The following is a 17,159-nucleotide window of genomic DNA, read 5'->3' as shown; positions in this document are numbered from 1 at the left end:
GCGCATGCCATCGCGCTACCCGGAGCGACGCCCGTTCCTCTCCATCCGGGATCCCCATGCGCCCCACGAGTTCCATTCGTCTGCCGTCCCTCAGTGCGCCCAAAAATCGTTCGGCCGCATCAGCCCCTGGCCGTTTGCGCTTCGCGATCTGTGTGGCGCTGGCATGTTCACCGGGCGTATTGCTGGCCGCACCCGATGAGGCAGGCAGCAGCGCGGCCACCGATCTGGGCGCGGTGATGGTCGTGGCACAGCGCGCCGACCGTGTCAGCAACGGCGCGACCAACCTCGATCTGGGCATCAAGGACACGCCGCAGTCGATCAGCGTGGTGAGCGACGAACAGATGCAGCAATTCGGCGCCACCAGCGTCAACGATGCATTGCGCCTGGCCACCGGCGTGCAGGTGGAGGAGTGGGAAACCAACCGCACCACCTACACCTCGCGCGGTTTCGATATCCAGAACACCCAGATCGATGGTGTCGGCCTGCCCAATGGCTGGGGCGTGGCCACCGGCGCGATGGATGCGTACGGCTACGAGAAGCTGGAAGTGATCCGCGGCGCCAACGGCCTGCTGACCGGCGTGGGCAACGCGGCCGGCACCATCAACTACGTGCGCAAGCGCCCGACCAATGACGAGCAGGGCGCGGTCGGCATCAGCTACGGCTCATGGGGCACCAAGCGCGTCCAGGCGGATTATTCGACGCCGTTCACCGCGACAGGCACCTGGGCTGGGCGCATCGTTGCGGCGCATGAAGACGGCGACTCCTACCTGCGCGGCAAGGACGACAAGCGTGACTTCATCTACGGCGTGATCGACGGGCAGGTCGGCGAAAACGGCACCCTGTCGGCCGGATATTCGTGGCAGAAGGCCAAAACCAACGGCAACATGTGGGGCGCGCTGAGCTTCATGTACAGCGACGGCAGCCAGGCCGAATGGGATCGCGGCGCATCGACCACCCAGGACTGGACCTACTGGAACACCACCAGCCAGACCGGCTTCCTCGAATACACCCACCAGCTGGCGGCGGACTGGCAGTTGAAGCTCTCCTACAACTACCGCCGCATCGGCAACGACACCAAGATGTTCTACGCCACCGACGTCGACGGCACCGGCATGCAGCCGGGCACCAACCTGGGTCTGTACGGCTATCCCTGGGGTGGTCCCGACGCCACCACGTCGCATCTGGGAGCGGCCACCCTCAATGGTCATTTCCAGCTGTTCGGCCGCGATCAGGAGCTGATGCTGGGCGTGAGCGTGGGCAAGAGCGAAGCGGCCAATCGGGAATACGCGCAGGCGATGTGCGGCACTGAAACCTGCGGCTACATCGCCATGCCCGGCTTCCCGTGGGCCGGTGACGCGATCGCCGAACCGCAGTGGGGCGGGCTCTCCGTCTACGGCACGCTGGACCAGCGGCTGAAGCGCGCGTTCGGCGCCACCCGGCTCGCGCTCACCGACCGGCTCAAGGCCGTGGTCGGCTTCAACTACGCGAACTATCACCGCGACGGCGCCAACTACGGCGTGCCCTTCGACCAGACCGAGGGCCACACCAGTCCCTACGGCGGCCTCACCTACGATTTCAACGAGCACGTGCTTGGCTACGTCAGCTATTCGGACATCTACCAGCCGCAGGATCAGGCCGACAAGGAACAGCGCTACCTCGATCCCACCAAGGGCACCAACTACGAAGTGGGCGTGAAGGCCGACTGGCTCGACCACCGCCTGCTGACCACGCTGGCCGTGTTCAAGGCCGAACAGGACGGACTGGCCACCGGCATCGGCTACAACGACAACGGCCAGTACTACTACGGCGGCGTCGATGTCGAATCCAAGGGCATCGAATTTGAAGCCACTGGCAAGCTCGGCGACAACGTCGACCTGGTGTTCGGCTACACCACCCTGAAACTGACCGGCCAAGACGGTGACGACACCTACCGCTGGGTGCCGCGCCGCACCGCGAACCTGATGCTCAGCGCGCACCTGCCCAGCTACGCGCCGTTGTCGTTCGGCATCGGCGGGCGCTGGCAGAGCGCCATCTCCAACGTGGAAACCAGTGGCTTCGCCGTGCGCCAGGACAGTTACGCCGTGGTCAACGGTTTCGTGGCCTGGGATTTTCGCCCCAATGCCACGCTGCGTTTCAACGCCAGGAACATCACCAACGAGAAGTACATCAACACGCTGCGCTACAGCGGCTTCTACGGCGCACCGCGCAGTTACATGTTGAGCCTCGACTGGCGCTTCTGAGCGACTTCACCGTGGGAAGGCAGTAGCCGATGTCCAACACACTCGCTGTCCAGGGTTCGTCCGCGACCCGCCTTCGCGTCGCATCGCGCGTTGCTGCCGCCGTGCTCGGTGGCTACGTCTTCGCGTGGGGCACGGTCGCGGCCGTGACCGGCCTGTTGTCCGCAACGGGAATGGAATTCCACGACGCCGAGTTCCTGGGCGCCGTGGCGGGGCTGCTCGCCTACCTCGTGGCGTTCCTGTGCACCGTCGCCACGCGCCGGTTGGCGATGGCCTGGCTGGTGCTGCTGGGCGCCGGCGCGCTGATGACGGCCGCCGCTTCGTTCGTGCAATCGTTGCTGACCTGAGGAGGCGGCGTGATGTTTTCCAGTTTCCGGCAGGCCATGGCATGGCTGCACACCTGGTTCGGCTTGGTGCTGGGCTTCGTGCTGATGGCGGCATTCTTCTTCGGCGCGCTGTCGGTGTTCGATCGCGAGATCGACCGGTGGACGGTCCCCACCACCCGAATCGCGCCGCAACCGATGCCATCGTTCGAGCAGGTACTGCGACCGGCGTTCGAGCGCATGCATCCCACGCCCGCGGCGATCGACGCCATGCGTCCCCGCGTCGACGGCGCGATGCCGCAACACTTCGACACCGTGGTCAACTGGAGCGCCTACACCACCCACCGCGATCCGGTGCTGGAGTTGTACGCCGGCTACGAAGTGCCCAACGCGAAGGACCCGGAGGAGGCGATCTGGGCCTACGGCACCATCGATCCGCGCAACGGCAAGGCGCTGTCCGATGACCAGCTGAAGATCGGCAGCGGCTTCTTCTACCCGATGCATTACAGCCTCACGCTGGACTGGAAAAACCTGGGCATCTGGATCGTGGGTTTCTCCGCGCTGATGATGCTGGCGGCGCTGGTCAGCGGCGTGATCATGCACCGCAAGCTGTTCCGCGAGTTCTTCACCTTCCGCCCAGGCAAGGCGCGGCTGCGCAGCGTGCTGGATCTGCACAACCTCACCGGCGTGGTGGCGTTGCCGTTCCACTTCTTCTTTGCCTTCACCGGCCTGGTGATCTTCGCCAGCACCTACTACTTTCCCGTCGGGCAAACGCAACTGCATGGCCTGCACGAGCTGCATGAGCAGGTGGAAGCGCAGGAAACCGGCCTGCCGCACGATCGCGCCGGCGTGCCAGCGGGGCTGGCGTCGGTGGACGCGATGGTGGCCGAGGCGCAACGCCGCTGGGCCGCCGACGGCAAGGCCGGCGACGTGGGCTTTTTGATGATGCAGCACGTGGGCGACGCCAACGGCTACGTCAGCGTCTACCGCGCCGGCACCGACCGCATCGCGCTGGTGGGCGACGGCATCCACTTCAAGGCGTCGACTGGCGAACTGATCCGCGTGGACCCGCCGGCCACGCCGACGGGTCGCGTCAGCGAATTCCTCACCGGGCTGCACCTGCAGCATTTCCGCCACTGGCTGCTGCGCTGGTTCTACATGCTGGGCGGCTTGGCAGGCGCGGTCTGCATTGCGACCGGCTTTGTGTTCTTCGTCGAAAAGCGCAAGCGCCAGCATGCGCAGCGGGGCAGCCAGGGCGCACGCATCGTGGATGCGCTGGCCGTCACCACGGTGACCGGCATGCTGCTGGCCACGCTGGGCATCCTGGTGGCCAATCGCCTGCTGCCGGAGAACCTGCCGGCACGCGGCGACTGGGAGCGTTACGCGTTCTGGTGCATCTGGGCGCTGGCGCTGCTGCATGCCGCCTGGCGCAGCGCGCCGGTGGCGCAAGGACGCGCGAACCCGGCCTGGCGCGAGCAGTGCATCGCGATCGCGACGCTGGCGCTGGCAGCCGTGGTGTTGAACGGCATCACCACCGGCGATTACGTGTGGCGCACGATCGCCACCGGCTACTGGCCGGTGGCTGGCATCGACCTGTTTCTGTTGTGCAGCGCCGCCGTGGCCTGCCTGACGGCTCGTGCACTGAAGCGCCGCGCCAGCGCCGCGCAGTCACGCATCGCCGACATGGGGATGGCGCGTGTCTGAAGCCGCGCTCGCGACCTGTCTGTTGCTGGCGGCATGGCTTGCCAGCGTGGCCGGCATGGGCTGGCTGGCCGGGTCGATGCCGGTGCATGCGCAGCAAGTGTGGGGGCGCACTCCCTCGTCGGCCATGGCCCGTCTGCTGCGATGGCTTGGTGCGGCGAGCATCGTCGCCGCGCTGGCCTTGTGTCTGGGCGCGGACCACGCCTCCATGGCGGTCCTGGTCTGGGTGATGGCCTCGACGGGGGCCGCCCTGCTGGTTGCCTTCACCCTGGCCTGGCGTCCGCGCTGGTTGCGCGTGCTGGCGCCGTGGGTGTGACGCGACTTCATGGGATGACGCACCCGGCCCTGTTCACCCTGAGCGTAGCCGCGCAGCGGCGAAGTCGAAGGGTTGGTAGGGCAACGGCTCACGCAGGCACACGGCCGCGTCCGTCATCAACATTCGATGACGTTCACCGCCAGCCCGCCGCGGCTGGTTTCCTTGTACTTGTCCTTCATGTCGCGGCCGGTGTCGCGCATGGTCTTGATCACCTTGTCGAGGCTGACGCGGTGCTTGCCGTCGCTTTTCAGCGCCATGCGGCTGGCGTTGATGGCCTTGACCGAGCCCATCGCGTTGCGTTCGATGCAGGGGATCTGCACCAGACCGCCGATCGGGTCGCAGGTGAGGCCGAGGTTGTGCTCCATGCCGATTTCGGCGGCGTTCTCGACCTGCCAGATGCTGCCGCCCAGCGCGGCGGTGAGGCCGCCGGCGGCCATCGAGCAGGCCACGCCGACCTCGCCCTGGCAGCCCACTTCAGCGCCGGAGATGGAGGCGTTTTCCTTGTACAGGATGCCGATGGCGGCGGCGGTGAGCATGAATTCGATGATGCCGTTTTCGTCGGCTTTGGGGCAGAAGCGCTGGTAGTAATGCAGTACCGCCGGCATGATGCCGGCCGCGCCGTTGGTGGGCGCGGTGACCACGCGACCGCCGGCGGCGTTCTCCTCGTTGACGGCCAGCGCGTAGAGGTTGACCCAGTCCAGGATGGTGAGCGGATCGCGCAGCGCGGCCTCGGGCTGGTTGCGCAGTTCCTCCGCCATCGCCGGCGCGCGGCGTGCCACGTGCAGGCCGCCGGGCAGCGTGCCGGGTGAGCGCAGGCCGCGGGTCACGCAATCCTGCATCGCCTGCCAGATGGTCAGCAGGCCGGCACGGGTTTCCGCTTCGCTGCGCCACACCGATTCGTTGGACATCATCAACTGGGCGATGGTCATGCCGTGCTGTTCGCACAGCGCCAGCATCCGGTCGCCGCTGCTGAACGGGTAGGGCTGTTCGGTGGTGTCGGCCACGATGCGGTCTTCGGCGGCTTCGTCCTTGTTGACCACGAAACCGCCGCCCACGGAGTAGTAGTCGCGCGTGGCCAGCAGGTTGCCGTCGGCGTCATACGCGGAGAAGCGCATGCCGTTGGTGTGGAACGGCAGCTTCTGGCGCTTGTTGAACACCAGGTCGCTTTTCTCGTCGAACGCGATGTCGCGCTTGCCCAGCAGCTGCAGCCGGCCGCTGGAGCGGATGCGCTCCAACGTGGCGGGGATGCCATCCGGGTCGATGGTGTCGGGATGCTGGCCTTCCAGTCCCAGCAGCACGGCCTTGTCGGTGCCATGGCCGCGGCCGGTCAGCGCCAGCGAGCCGAACAGTTCGGCGCGCACGCGGGCGACCTGGTCCAGCACGCCCTTTTCCTCCAGCCAGCGTTCGGCGAAACGCGCGGCGGCGCGCATCGGGCCCACCGTGTGCGAGGAGGACGGCCCGATGCCGATCTTGAACAGGTCGAATACGCTGACGGCCATGTGGCTGCCGAGGGAGGAAAGGTGCGCGCTATTCTACGCGGGCCCCCTTGAACGCAGCCCCTGCCGAAAAGCATGCCCGACCTGATCCTGTACCAGCGCGACTACTGCCATCTCTGCGACCTGGCCCTGGCGGTGCTGGCCGAGGCGCGCGCGCCGGACTTCGACAGCGCGTGGGTGGACGATTCGGCCGAGCTGGAAGCGCGCTATGGCGTGCGCGTCCCGGTGCTGCGCGACAACCGCGCCGATCGCGAGCTGGACTGGCCGTTCGATGCCGCTGCGGTGCGGGCGTTTCTCGGTCAGCCTGGCTGACACGGGGCTGGCGCTCGCCGTGTCCTAGAATGAAGCGTCGCCTGGAACATTCCCCATCATGGTTCGTGCCGCCCAACCTTCCAGCCTGAATCGCTGGCGCGATCGCGCCACGGCGTTGTCGCCGCTGCTGGCCGACGCACTGGATGCCTGCGCCGGGCAGCCGCTGGACGAGGCCGGCTGCGCCGATGTGCTGGATCTGCTGGACATGCTCGGCTGCGATGCGCAGACGCTGGCGGCGGCGCTGTGGTTCGAGCTGGCGCGGGTGGCGCCGGCGGTATGGACTGCCCGCAGCGAATCGCTGCCGGCCGACGTGCAACGGCTGGTGGCCGGCCAGCAGGCGGCCGAGCAGGTATGGGCGCTGCATGCGCAGAAGCGCACGCCGGAACGGGCGGCCGAAGGTTTGCGCCGGCTGCTGCTGGCGATCATCCGCGACCTGCGCGTGGTGTTCATCCTGCTGGCGCGGCAGCTGGCGCGGATGCGCGCTGCCGTGGCGTGGCCAGCCGAGGAGGCCGCCGCGCTGGCCCGGCTCACCCGCGACATCCATGCACCGCTGGCCAACCGGCTCGGTATCTGGCAACTGAAGTGGGAGCTGGAGGATCTGGCGTTCCGTTACCTGCAACCGGACACCTACCGCCGCATCGCCAAGTTGCTGGACGAACGCCGCGCCGATCGCGAGGCGTTCATCCGCCAGTCGCTGGACGAACTGCAGCACGACCTTGAGGCCGCCGGCATCCATGCCGAGCTGGCCGGGCGACCCAAGCACATCTATTCCATCTGGAAAAAAATGCAGCGCAAGGCGCTGGAGTTTTCCGACCTGTACGACATCCGCGCGGTGCGCGTGCTGGTGGACAGCGTGTCCGACTGCTATGCCGCGCTGGGCGTGGTGCATGCGCGCTGGCCGCACCTGCCAGGCGAGTTCGACGACTACATCGCGCGGCCCAAGGGCAACGGCTACCAGTCGCTGCACACCGCCGTGCTGGGCCCGTCGGGCAAGACGCTGGAAGTGCAGATCCGCACCCACGAGATGCATCGCGCCAACGAGCTGGGCGTGGCCGCGCACTGGCGCTACAAGGAGGGCGGCAGCGCCGACGCCGAGTTCGAGGCCAAGATCGCCTGGATGCGCAAGCTGCTCGACGCACGCGGCGAGGACGACAGCAAACTCGCCGCCGACCTGCACACCGAATTGCTGGAAGACCGCGTCTACCTGCTGACGCCCAAGGGCGAGGTGTTCGACATGCCGCACGGCGCCACCGTGCTGGATTTCGCCTACCACGTGCATACCGAGGTGGGACACCGCTGCCGCGGCGCCAAGGTCAACGGCCGCATCGTGTCGCTGACGTTCCAGCCGCAGAGTGGCGACCGGGTGGAGATTCTCACCACCAAGATTGCCGAGCCCAGCCGCGACTGGCTGTCGGTGCATCACGGTTATCTCAACACCTCGCGGGCGCGCGACAAGGTGCGCGTGTGGTTTCGCAAGCTGGCGCACGACGCCAACGTGGCGGCCGGCCGCGCCATGTTCGAGCGTGAGCTGAAGCGCATGGCGCTGCCTGCCGTTTCCGCCGCCGACGTGGCGAAACTGCCCGCCCATTTCAACCTGAAAACGCCGGACGACCTGCTGGTGGCGGTGGCGCTGGGCGAAGTCACGCCCGGCCAGCTCACCCGCGTCTTGCAGGAGGCGGCGCAACCACCGGCGCCGCTCGTCACCCAATCGGCCACGCCGGTGGCGTCGCGCCACGCCACGCTCGATCACAGCGCGCTCAGCATCCAGGGCATCGGCAACCTGCTGACCACGCTGGCACGCTGCTGCCAGCCGCTGCCGGGCGATCCGGTGCGCGGCTTCATCACCCGCGGCCGCGGCGTATCGGTGCACCGGGCCGATTGCGCCAGCCTGGCGCGGCTGGCGCGGCGCGATCCGGATCGGGTGATCGAGGTGAACTGGGGTACCGCGTCGGCGCAGGCGTACGAGGTCGACATCGAAGTGCGCGGCTATGACCGCAAGGGTCTGCAGAAAGACATCACCAGCGTGATCAGCAACGCCAACACCCACATCATCGCCTCGTCCAGCCGGCTGTTCGTGCACACCGGCGAGGTGGAAATGCGCTTCACCCTGCGCGTGCGGGATTACGAGCAGTTGTCGATCCTGCTGGCCAAGCTGCAGGCGCTGCCCAACGTGATCGACGCGCGCCGCGTGGGCGTCGGCTGAATCCACCTGCAATACCGGCGCCCGCAACCCCGGGGTGTCGTCGGGCCGATGTTAAGCTGCGCCAGTTGTTCCGGACGATGGGCCCATGAGCGGAAACAGGGAAAACCACGAAAACGATCCGCGCGGTCGCACCGAGCCTACGCTCGGCGATATCGACCGGATGGATGCGCCGGCGCCCGCGCCGGCATCCGACGGATTGCCGCAGGTGACGGTGGAGCCGCGCGTGTCGCGCCCCCGTACCCGCGCACCGCGGTCGGAGTCCGGCCACCGCGGCTGGCTGATGGCCTTGTTGCTGCTGGTGTTCGTGGCGCTGATCGCCACCGTCTGGTTCAAGCAGAACGACCTGCGCGGCATGCTGCCGCGCACCGAGTTGAACGACGTGCTGAGCCGGGCGCAACAGGCGTTGCAGGATGGACGTCTGGACGGCCAGGATGGTACCAGTGCCCGCGAGCTGTACCAGGCCGCCGTGGCGCTGGAGCCGGACAACGATGCCGCGCGCAACGGCCTGCATCAGGTCGGTCGCGCCGAACTGTCGCAAGGCGATACGGCGTTGCAGGCCGGCCAGCTCGACCAGGCCGCGCAGCACGCCGCCGTGGCGCGCCAGCTGCTGGGTGGCGGCAGCGACATCGACCGGCTCGACCGCGCCATCGATAAAGCCCGCGCGGCGCACTTGCCGACCGATGATCTCGTCGATCGCGCGCGCCAGGCCTTTGCCGCCGGCCAGCTGGATGGCGAGCAGGGCGCCGGTGCGCTGTACCAGAAAATGCTGCGCGCCAACCCCGGCAATGCAGTCGCCGCCCACGGCCTCAACCAGGTCGGCGACGCGCTTGCCGAGCAGGCGCGCAAGGCGCTCGATACGAAGCAGGACAGTGAAGCCGCCGCGCTGATCGATCGGCTGGCTGCGCTGCAACCCAACCACGGCGCCTTGCCTGCCTTGCGCGCGCAGCAGGCGCAGCAGCGCCAGCAAAACACCGAGGCGCTGGACGAGGCGATCAAGCAGGGTCGCGCCGCGCTCGCCGAGGGCCGCGTCAGCGGTGCCGGCGACGACACCGCACTGGCGCATTTCAAGGCGGCGCTGGCGATTGATCCCGACAGCCGCGAGGCGCATGCCGGCCTCGGCATGGTGGCGCAGGCGATGATCGTGCGCGCCAACGCCGCGATCGAAGCGGGCGACCGCAGCCAGGCCGCCGGCCTGCTCGACCAGGCAGCGGCGCTGGCCCCCAAATCCGCCGATCTCGCCGCGGCGCGGGCACGTATCGACGCGGCCACTGCCGCCACGTCGTCGCCGGACGAGAAGGCCACGCCAACCGCCGCGGCCGCGCCGGATGATGCGGGGCTGGTATCGCCAACCTTGTCGGCCGCCCAGCAGGCGCAGATCACCCAGTTGCTGCAAGGCGCGCAGGCGGCTGCCACGCGCGGCGACATCATGCTGCCGCCAGGTGGCAGCGCCTACGACCTGTATCGCCAGGCACTGGCCATCGATGGCAACAACGTCGAGGCGCGCCGTGGTTTGCAGGCCTTGCCGGTGCAGGTGGAGCAGCGGTTCAACCAGGCGCTGGCCGCCGGCCAGCTGGGCCAGGCCACCGACATGCTGGCGAACCTGGCCGAGCTGGCACCGGGCGACCCCGCGCAGGGCGCGCTGGCCAATCGACTGGCCGGCGCGTGGCTCGATCAGGCCGACCGCCAGCTGGCCAGCGGCGATCGCGTGGGCGCTGCCCAATCGCTGAATCGCGCCCGCAAACTCACGCCCGACAGCGCGCGGGTGCAGGATATGGCCGTCCGTTTGCAGGGCGGTCCGTGAGCCCTGCTGGCGGCATCCAATCCACGACCGGGTACGGCGCAGCGTCAGGCTGGCGTCGTGCGCTGGTCAGTCGCCCATCGAGCGCGCCATGACGATCCTGGTGTTCGGTGGCAGCAGCCAGATCGGCCATTTCCTGTTGCCGCGGCTGCTGGAGCGCGGCGAGTCGATCATTTCCCTGAGCCGGCAACCGCGACCGGAGCAGCCTGGCGTGACCTGGCTGCACGGCCAGCTTCCCGACCAGGTGCCCACATTGCCGGCGCTGTCGGCGATCATCAGCTTCGGCCCGTTGCAACCGTTCGCGGACTGGCTGGCGGCCACGCCGCTGGAAGGCGCGCCGCGAGTGATCGCCACCAGCTCGATGAGCGCCGAGACCAAGCGTGATTCGGCGGTACCGGCCGAGCGCGCCATCTCGCAGTTGCTGCGCGATGGCGAGTCGGCGCTGGCGGCCGCCTGTGCCCGTCATGGCTGCGCCTGGACCGTGCTGCGGCCCACGCTGATCTATGGCGCGGGCCTGGACAAGAGCCTGACACCAATCGCCCGCCGCGCCCGCCGCCTGCGGGTTTTCCCGCTGCCCGGCGGGCATGGCCTGCGCCAGCCGGTGCACGCGGACGACATTGCCCAGGCCGTGGTGGCGGCGCTGGCTTGCCCGGCGGTTGCCGGCCGCATCCTGCCGATCGGCGGCGGCGAGCGCCTGTCTTTTGTCGAGATGTTCCGCCGCGTGCGCCGCAGCCAGCCGTGCGCCACCTTGCCGCTGCCGCTGCCCGGCGGTTTGTTGCGTGCATGCGCCAGCGCCTTGCCGCGCCTGCGCGGGCCGCTGAACCGGCTGGACACCGACCTGATCGCCGACAACAGCGAGTTGCATTACCTGCTCGGCATCCACCCCCGCGCATTCGATCCCGATCCGTCGATGTGGTTTCCGGCTGGCCAGTGACGCCAGGCCCGAGCGGCGGGGTTGTACGAGGACATGTAGGAGCGACTTCAGTCGCGATGCTTCTGTTCTGGAGCTCCAAAGCAAGAGCATCGCGACTGAAGTCGCTCCCACAGGAGTCGCCCCCACATTATTGATGGTCACCCCAACATTCGCCGCGATGACCGCGTTTTGCCCGCAAAATACCCGCACCATTCATATGCGCCTCGGGTAGCAGGCCCTATGATCGACGCATTTGATCGAGGACTCCCCGCCGTTGGCCTTCCTGACCCGTACCCGTTCCCTGGCGCGCCGCACGTGGCCGTGGCTGCGCATCCCGTTCTGGATCGGCATGGGCCTGCTGGTGGGTTTCGTGCTGCCGTACATGCTGGTGTTGAACAAGCGTGTGCAGGAGCGTTTCAACGACCTGGTGTTCGCGGTGCCCACGCGGGTGTACGCGCGGCCGCTGCCGCTGGCCGCGGGCGTGCCGATGACGCCTGCCGCGCTGGAGCTGGAGCTGACCTTTGCCGGCTACCGCCGTGGCGACCGCGGCAACTTGCCCGGTAGCTGGGTCAAGGACGGATCGCGCTACACCATCGCCTCGCGCGGTTACGCCGGCCCGGCCGGCGGCGAGTTGCCGAAGCGGATCGAGGTGACCCTGGGCAAGGGCGAGGTGCGTTCGGTCACCGACGCGGCCAGCGACAAGGCGATGGCCATCGCGCATCTCGACCCCGCGCGCATCGCCACGTTGTACGGCGCCAGCCAGGTGGAGCGGCGCATCGTGCATCTGGCCGATGTGCCGCCGCTGCTGGTCAGCGGCTTGCAGGCGGTGGAAGACCGTGATTTCAAGCACAACATCGGCGTCGATTTCTCGGCCATCGCGCGGGCGGCGTTCGCCAACCTGCGCGCCGGTCGCACGGTGCAGGGCGCGTCCACGCTGACCCAGCAACTGGTGCGCAACCTGTTCCTCACCCGCGAGCGCAGCTTCACCCGCAAGATCAACGAAGCGTTGATGTCGGTGCTGATCGAGCTGCACTACAGCAAGGGTCGGATCCTGGAGGCGTACATCAACGAGGTTTTCCTCGGCCAGCAGGGCGACCAGGCGGTGCACGGTTTCGCGGCCGCGTCGGAGTTCTATTTCGGGCGCCGACTGGAAGCGCTGCGGCCGCAGGAGATCGCGATGCTGGTGGGCCTGGTGAAAGGCCCCAGCTATTACGACCCGCGCCGCTATCCCGAGCGTGCGCTGGCGCGCCGGAATCTTGTGCTGCAGGAGTTCGAGACCACCGGTTTGCTGACCGGTGCACAGGCCAATGCGGCGCAGGCGGCGCCGCTGGACGTGATCAAGAACGGCCAGCTGCCGCACAACCGTTTCCCGGCTTTCATGCAACTGGTGCGCGAGCAGATCACCAGCGACTTCGATGACGAAACGCTGCGCGGCGGCCATCTGTCGGTGTTCACCACGCTCGACCCGGCGGCGCAGATCTACACCGAGCAGGCGATCAGCAGCACGGTGAAGGCGCTGGGCAAGCGGGGCGAGGCGGTGCAGGCGGCGGCGGTGGTGACCAGTGCGCAAACCGGCAACGTGCTGGCCGTGGTGGGCGACAAGCGGCCGGGCGCGCAGGGCTTCAACCGGGCGCTGGATGCGCGCCGGCAGATCGGCTCCACGATCAAGCCGTTCATCTATCTGGTGGCCCTGACCCAGCCCGAGCGCTGGAACCTGGCCACCTTGCTGGATGACGGCCCGATCTCGCTGCGCCAGCCCAATGGCACCGTCTGGAACCCGCAGAACGACGACAACCAGAGCCACGGCATGGTGCCGATGGTGGATGCGCTGGCGAAGTCGTGGAATCTGGCCACCATCCACCTCGGCATGGCGCTGGGGCTGCCGCGGATCAGGTCGTTCCTGCAGTCGTTCGGGCTGACCGGCGTCAACCCCAGCCCGTCGTTGCTGCTTGGTGCGCTGGATCTTTCGCCGCTGCAGGTCACCCATCTTTACCAGTACCTGGCCGCCGACGGCCACGCGCTGCCGCTGGTTGCCGTCAGCGGCGTGCTCGACGGCAACGGCCGCACGATCAAGCGCTATCAAGTGCAGCCCGGCGACGGCGAATACCAGAGCGCGGTGCGGTTGACCACCTGGGCGTTGCAGCAGGTGGCGGTGTACGGCACCGCGCATTCGATCGGCAATTCGGGGCTGGCGTGGCTGCACGCCGCCGGCAAGACCGGTACCAGCAACGACCTGCGCGACAGCTGGTTTGCCGGCTACACCGGCGAACACCTGGCGGTGTTCTGGATGGGCCGCGACGACAACAAGCCGGCCGGCCTGTTCGGTTCCACCGGTGCCTTGCGTGCGTGGCGCGAGCTGTTCGCCAAGCTGCCCACCCGGCCGTTGTCCAGCGCACCGGGCAGCGGCCTGGAGATGGCCTGGATCAACCCGACCAGCGGCCGCCGCACCGATCCGCAATGCGCTGGCGCGCAACAGGTGCCGGTGGTGGCCGGCAGCCTGTCCGCTGATGTCGATGGCTGCGCCTGGGAAACCGTGCAAGGCCTGTTCGGTGTCGGTCAGCCCACCCCCAACGGCGCGCCCGGCGCCCCGGCCGCCCCGGCGGCACCGGTTGCTCCCACTGCCCCCTCGAACCCCGCTGATCCGTACCGGAATTGACCATGTCGTACCTTGTAAACACCGCGCGTAGCGGCGCCTTGTTGGTGGCTGTCGCGTTTTTTGCCGGCTGTGCCACGCCGCCGCCGCCGGCCCCATCGCGCGCGGCCGCTCCTGCCCACGACATGGTGGCCGCCATCCGTGCCGCCGGTGACCGCGAAAGCTCGGTGATCGCCGTCAATCCGCTGGGCGATCCCGGCGTCACCGGGTTGCAGGATGCCGCCCGCGCCGACGCCAACGCCGGCCGCTATGCCGAGGCCGGGGCCAAGCTCGACCAGGCCTTGAGGCTCAGCCCGGATTCGCCCGCCCTGCTGCAGGACCGCGCCGAAATCGCCATCCGGCTGGGTGATTTCAGCGGTGCCGAAAAACTGGCCCATCGCTCATGGTCGCTGGGGCCGAAGCTGGGCCCGTTGTGCGCCCGCAACTGGCAGACCATCGTGGAGTTGCGGCTGCACGCCAGGGACGAGGCCGGCGCTGCCACCGCGCGCAAATGGCTGGCCCAGTGCCACAAGGCGGGCGTGCCGCGTTACTGATATGGACGTCAAGGCGTCCATATGCTGAAGTCATTGATCGCCGGCTCAGTGGTGGTCTGGCGGCACTCAGGCCTCGATGATGCCGCCGCGTTCCCACTCCGCCACCGGACCCGGTTCCAGCCGAAACAGCGGGTGACAGGCTGGTTGCTTGCAGGCCTGCCATTGCCGGTGCAGCTGCGGCGAGCGCTGTCGCAGCTTGGCCATCAGGTGCGCCCATTCGTGCGCCAACTGACCGTCGCTGGCGGGGATGGGGGTCACCGCGAGAACCGGTTCGATCTTGCTGCGGTCGAAGACATAGCCGCGCGCCAGCGACTCGGCGTAAACGGCGCACAGATAGGATTCGATCGCGGACAACGGCGCGGGATGGGCGCGGAAACGCTGCAGTTGTGGATGATTGCGATAGCCGCGCGTCTCGCCCCGCAATACTGCGCGCGCCAGCAGGGCCTCACGCCAGAGCGCCACCAGGCCTTGTCGGTCCAGATAACTCGGATGCAGTGTCCATAACCGCATGATGTGAACCTCCGCGCCGCGTACACGCATTGTCGCCGCAAGCGGCATCCGCTCGAAAGCGGCGCGCTAAGGTTTCGTCGCCGCGGCCGCTCGGCGATACTGGCGTGATGATTGATCACGACGACCCCGCAACCATGGATGTTGCGGCGCTGCTGGGCAGCGATGGCCCGTTTGCCCGCGAGGTGCCAAGCTTCGCCCCGCGTGAGGCACAGCAGCGCATGGCGCAGGCCGTGGCGCAGGCCATTGCGGGGCGTGAAACGCTGATTGCCGAGGCGGGTACCGGCACCGGCAAGACCTTCGCCTACCTGGTGCCGGCGTTGTTGTCGGGCGAGCGGGTGATCATTTCCACCGGTACCAAGACGCTGCAGGACCAGCTGTATTTCCGCGACCTGCCGCGCGTGCGCTCGGTGCTGGGCGCGCGGCTGAAGACCGCCTTGCTGAAAGGCCGCGCCAACTACCTGTGCCTGTACCGGCTGGACCAGACCGTGCGCGAGGGCGCCACCTTCGAGCGTACCCAGGCCGCGCAACTGGCCACCATCCGCGCCTGGTCCGCGCGCACCCGCCGTGGCGACCGCATGGAGCTGGCCGAGGTGCCGGAGGAGTCGCCGCTGTGGCCGCGCGTCACCTCCACCCCGGAAAACTGCCTGGGCGTGGAATGCCCGTTCTTCGACGACTGCCACGTGGTGAAGGCGCGCCGCGAGGCGATGGAAGCCGACGTGGTGGTGGTCAACCACCACCTGCTGTTCGCGGACCTGGCGCTGAAGCAGGAAGGTTTCGGCGAGATCCTGCCCGGCGCCGCCGCCTTCATCCTGGATGAGGCGCATCAGGTGCCCGAGCTGGCCGGGCAGTTCTTTTCGCAGAGCCTCAGCGCGCGCCAGCTGACCGACCTGGCGCACGATGCGCTGGCCGAATGCACCGGCGTTACCGGCGCCATCGGATTGCTGCTGGAGCCGGTGGAAGCGTTGCAGGAATCCCTCCGCCAACTGCGCCTGGCGATGGCGCCGCTGCCACAGCGTGGCGCGTTCCAGGAGCTGGAGGATCGCGCCGGTGTGCGCGATGCCCTGCACGACTTGCGCGAGCTGCTGGCCACGCTGACCGAGCTGCTGGTCTCCCAGGCCGAGCGTTCGCGCGGCTTCTCCAATCTCAGCGAGCGTGCCACTGCATTGGCCGAAAGGCTCGACCGCATCGTGGAGGATCGCAGCGAGCGCGACGTGCGCTGGTACGAGTCATGGACGCGCGGTTTCGCCCTGCATGCCACGCCGCTGGATCTGGCCACGCCGATGCGTGCCCTGCGCGAACGCACCCAGGCGGCGTGGATACACACCTCGGCCACGCTGTCGGTGGCGGGCAATTTCGATCATTTCGCCCGCCAGCTGGGATTGGACGACCCGCAGACCCTGAGCCTGGAAAGCCCGTTCGATTACGCACGGCAAGGCCTGTGCTACCTGCCGTCGGGCCTGCCTGACCCCAACGCGCGCGACTACACCGAGCAGGTGATCGAGGCCGCGTTGCCGGTGCTGCACGCCTCCAACGGCCGCGCGTTTCTGCTGTTCACCTCGCATCGCGCGTTGCGCCGCGCCGCCGAGTTGCTGGAGGACAAGGTGCCCTGGCCGCTGTTCGTGCAGGGCACCGCGCCGCGGCCGCGGCTGCTGGAAGACTTCCGCGCCAGCGGCCACGGCGTGCTGCTGGGCGCGGCCAGTTTCTGGGAGGGCGTGGATGTGGTGGGCGAGGCGCTGAGCGTGGTGGTGATCGACAAGCTGCCGTTCGCCGCGCCCGACGATCCGGTGCTGGTGGCGCGGCTCGCCGCGCTGGAAGCCTCCGGCATCAATCCGTTCATGGGCTGGCAGGTGCCCAGCGCGGTGATCGCGCTGAAGCAGGGCGCCGGCCGCCTGATCCGCGACGTGCACGACCGCGGCGTGCTGATGCTGTGCGACCCGCGCCTCACCGGCAAGGGCTACGGCAAACTGTTCCTCGCCAGCGTGCCGCCGATGCCGCGCACCCGCGAATTGGCCGACGTGCAGGCCTTCTTCGATGACGCCACCGCCTCACTGTAGGAGCGACTTCAGTCGCGACGCCTTTGCCCTTCGGTCATGGCAAGAGCGTCGCGGCTGAAGCCGCTCCTACAACGGCTGGCTTGCTTCTTTTACAAATCCCGAATCCCGTC

At 68.2% G+C, this 17,159-nt stretch carries 13 protein-coding genes; 11 read left to right on the top strand and 2 right to left on the bottom strand.

Annotated elements, in window-relative coordinates; all coding sequences use genetic code 11:
• The first annotated feature begins 56 nt into the window (after nt 1-56).
• From ASD22_RS08315 to ASD22_RS08300, 4 genes are read left to right on the top strand one after another with little or no spacing between them, the layout of a single operon-like run.
• Nucleotides 57-2,240, top strand: coding sequence for a TonB-dependent siderophore receptor (locus ASD22_RS08315; RefSeq protein WP_235577592.1), 2,184 nt, complete (start codon nt 57-59; stop codon nt 2,238-2,240).
• A gap of 29 nt (nt 2,241-2,269) precedes the next feature.
• Nucleotides 2,270-2,584, top strand: coding sequence for a hypothetical protein (locus tag ASD22_RS08310; RefSeq protein ID WP_056081686.1), 315 nt, complete (start codon nt 2,270-2,272; stop codon nt 2,582-2,584).
• A gap of 12 nt (nt 2,585-2,596) precedes the next feature.
• Entirely contained in the window at nt 2,597-4,264 is a 1,668-nt protein-coding gene (locus ASD22_RS08305; protein WP_056081683.1) for a PepSY-associated TM helix domain-containing protein, read from the top strand.
• Nucleotides 4,257-4,577, top strand: coding sequence for a DUF3325 domain-containing protein (locus ASD22_RS08300; RefSeq protein ID WP_056081680.1), 321 nt, complete (start codon nt 4,257-4,259; stop codon nt 4,575-4,577). The genes ASD22_RS08305 and ASD22_RS08300 overlap by 8 nt, the downstream gene beginning before the upstream one ends.
• A gap of 116 nt (nt 4,578-4,693) precedes the next feature.
• On the opposite strand, the gene ASD22_RS08295 is transcribed toward ASD22_RS08300, so the two are convergent.
• Nucleotides 4,694-6,076, bottom strand: coding sequence for an L-serine ammonia-lyase (locus ASD22_RS08295; RefSeq protein WP_056081678.1), 1,383 nt, complete (start codon nt 6,074-6,076; stop codon nt 4,694-4,696).
• A 72-nt stretch (nt 6,077-6,148) separates the two neighbouring features.
• Here ASD22_RS08295 and ASD22_RS08290 point away from each other — a divergent pair, with 72 nt between their 5' ends.
• The 6 genes from ASD22_RS08290 to ASD22_RS08265 all read left to right on the top strand — a co-directional run bounded on the left by ASD22_RS08290 (nt 6,149) and on the right by ASD22_RS08265 (nt 14,485).
• On the top strand, nt 6,149-6,385 hold the full coding sequence (locus ASD22_RS08290; RefSeq protein ID WP_056081675.1) for a glutaredoxin family protein: 237 nt from the start codon (nt 6,149-6,151) through the stop codon (nt 6,383-6,385).
• A gap of 58 nt (nt 6,386-6,443) precedes the next feature.
• Nucleotides 6,444-8,588, top strand: coding sequence for a bifunctional (p)ppGpp synthetase/guanosine-3',5'-bis(diphosphate) 3'-pyrophosphohydrolase (locus ASD22_RS08285; RefSeq protein ID WP_056081672.1), 2,145 nt, complete (start codon nt 6,444-6,446; stop codon nt 8,586-8,588).
• An 85-nt stretch (nt 8,589-8,673) separates the two neighbouring features.
• The gene (locus tag ASD22_RS08280; protein ID WP_056081669.1) at nt 8,674-10,389 is read left to right on the top strand and encodes a hypothetical protein; all 1,716 of its coding nucleotides are present in this window, start codon (nt 8,674-8,676) and stop codon (nt 10,387-10,389) included.
• 88 nt (nt 10,390-10,477) lie between these two features.
• The gene (locus ASD22_RS08275; protein WP_056081665.1) at nt 10,478-11,320 is read left to right on the top strand and encodes an NAD-dependent epimerase/dehydratase family protein; all 843 of its coding nucleotides are present in this window, start codon (nt 10,478-10,480) and stop codon (nt 11,318-11,320) included.
• Between the two features lie 253 nt (nt 11,321-11,573).
• The gene (gene mrcB / locus ASD22_RS08270) at nt 11,574-13,955 is read left to right on the top strand and encodes a penicillin-binding protein 1B (protein WP_056081662.1); all 2,382 of its coding nucleotides are present in this window, start codon (nt 11,574-11,576) and stop codon (nt 13,953-13,955) included.
• A gap of 2 nt (nt 13,956-13,957) precedes the next feature.
• Nucleotides 13,958-14,485: a tetratricopeptide repeat protein gene (locus ASD22_RS08265; RefSeq protein ID WP_056081660.1), complete on the top strand. Its 528-nt coding sequence runs from the start codon at nt 13,958-13,960 to the stop codon at nt 14,483-14,485.
• A gap of 66 nt (nt 14,486-14,551) precedes the next feature.
• On the opposite strand, the gene ASD22_RS08260 is transcribed toward ASD22_RS08265, so the two are convergent.
• Nucleotides 14,552-14,995: a pyrimidine dimer DNA glycosylase/endonuclease V gene (locus ASD22_RS08260; protein ID WP_156458976.1), complete on the bottom strand. Its 444-nt coding sequence runs from the start codon at nt 14,993-14,995 to the stop codon at nt 14,552-14,554.
• Between the two features lie 107 nt (nt 14,996-15,102).
• Here ASD22_RS08260 and ASD22_RS08255 point away from each other — a divergent pair, with 107 nt between their 5' ends.
• The gene (locus tag ASD22_RS08255) at nt 15,103-17,049 is read left to right on the top strand and encodes an ATP-dependent DNA helicase (RefSeq protein ID WP_056081659.1); all 1,947 of its coding nucleotides are present in this window, start codon (nt 15,103-15,105) and stop codon (nt 17,047-17,049) included.
• Nucleotides 17,050-17,159 lie beyond the last annotated feature (110 nt).

The organism is Rhodanobacter sp. Root480, from assembly GCF_001426645.1.
Classification (GTDB): Bacteria; Pseudomonadota; Gammaproteobacteria; order Xanthomonadales; family Rhodanobacteraceae; genus Rhodanobacter; species Rhodanobacter ginsenosidimutans.
This window is presented reverse-complemented; position numbering and strand designations above follow the sequence as displayed.

What these genes read in the sequence shown, in the direction of transcription:
- ASD22_RS08305 (WP_056081683.1), top strand. Translation starts at nt 2,597, where the DNA reads ATGTTTTCCAGTTTCCGGCAGGCCATGGCATGGCTGCACACCTGGTTC.
- ASD22_RS08295 (WP_056081678.1), bottom strand. Translation starts at nt 6,076, where the DNA reads ATGGCCGTCAGCGTATTCGACCTGTTCAAGATCGGCATCGGGCCGTCC.
- ASD22_RS08285 (WP_056081672.1), top strand. Translation starts at nt 6,444, where the DNA reads ATGGTTCGTGCCGCCCAACCTTCCAGCCTGAATCGCTGGCGCGATCGC.
- ASD22_RS08280 (WP_056081669.1), top strand. Translation starts at nt 8,674, where the DNA reads ATGAGCGGAAACAGGGAAAACCACGAAAACGATCCGCGCGGTCGCACC.
- ASD22_RS08290 (WP_056081675.1), top strand. Translation starts at nt 6,149, where the DNA reads ATGCCCGACCTGATCCTGTACCAGCGCGACTACTGCCATCTCTGCGAC.
- ASD22_RS08310 (WP_056081686.1), top strand. Translation starts at nt 2,270, where the DNA reads ATGTCCAACACACTCGCTGTCCAGGGTTCGTCCGCGACCCGCCTTCGC.
- ASD22_RS08265 (WP_056081660.1), top strand. Translation starts at nt 13,958, where the DNA reads ATGTCGTACCTTGTAAACACCGCGCGTAGCGGCGCCTTGTTGGTGGCT.
- ASD22_RS08275 (WP_056081665.1), top strand. Translation starts at nt 10,478, where the DNA reads ATGACGATCCTGGTGTTCGGTGGCAGCAGCCAGATCGGCCATTTCCTG.
- ASD22_RS08260 (WP_156458976.1), bottom strand. Translation starts at nt 14,995, where the DNA reads ATGCGGTTATGGACACTGCATCCGAGTTATCTGGACCGACAAGGCCTG.
- ASD22_RS08315 (WP_235577592.1), top strand. Translation starts at nt 57, where the DNA reads ATGCGCCCCACGAGTTCCATTCGTCTGCCGTCCCTCAGTGCGCCCAAA.
- ASD22_RS08255 (WP_056081659.1), top strand. Translation starts at nt 15,103, where the DNA reads ATGATTGATCACGACGACCCCGCAACCATGGATGTTGCGGCGCTGCTG.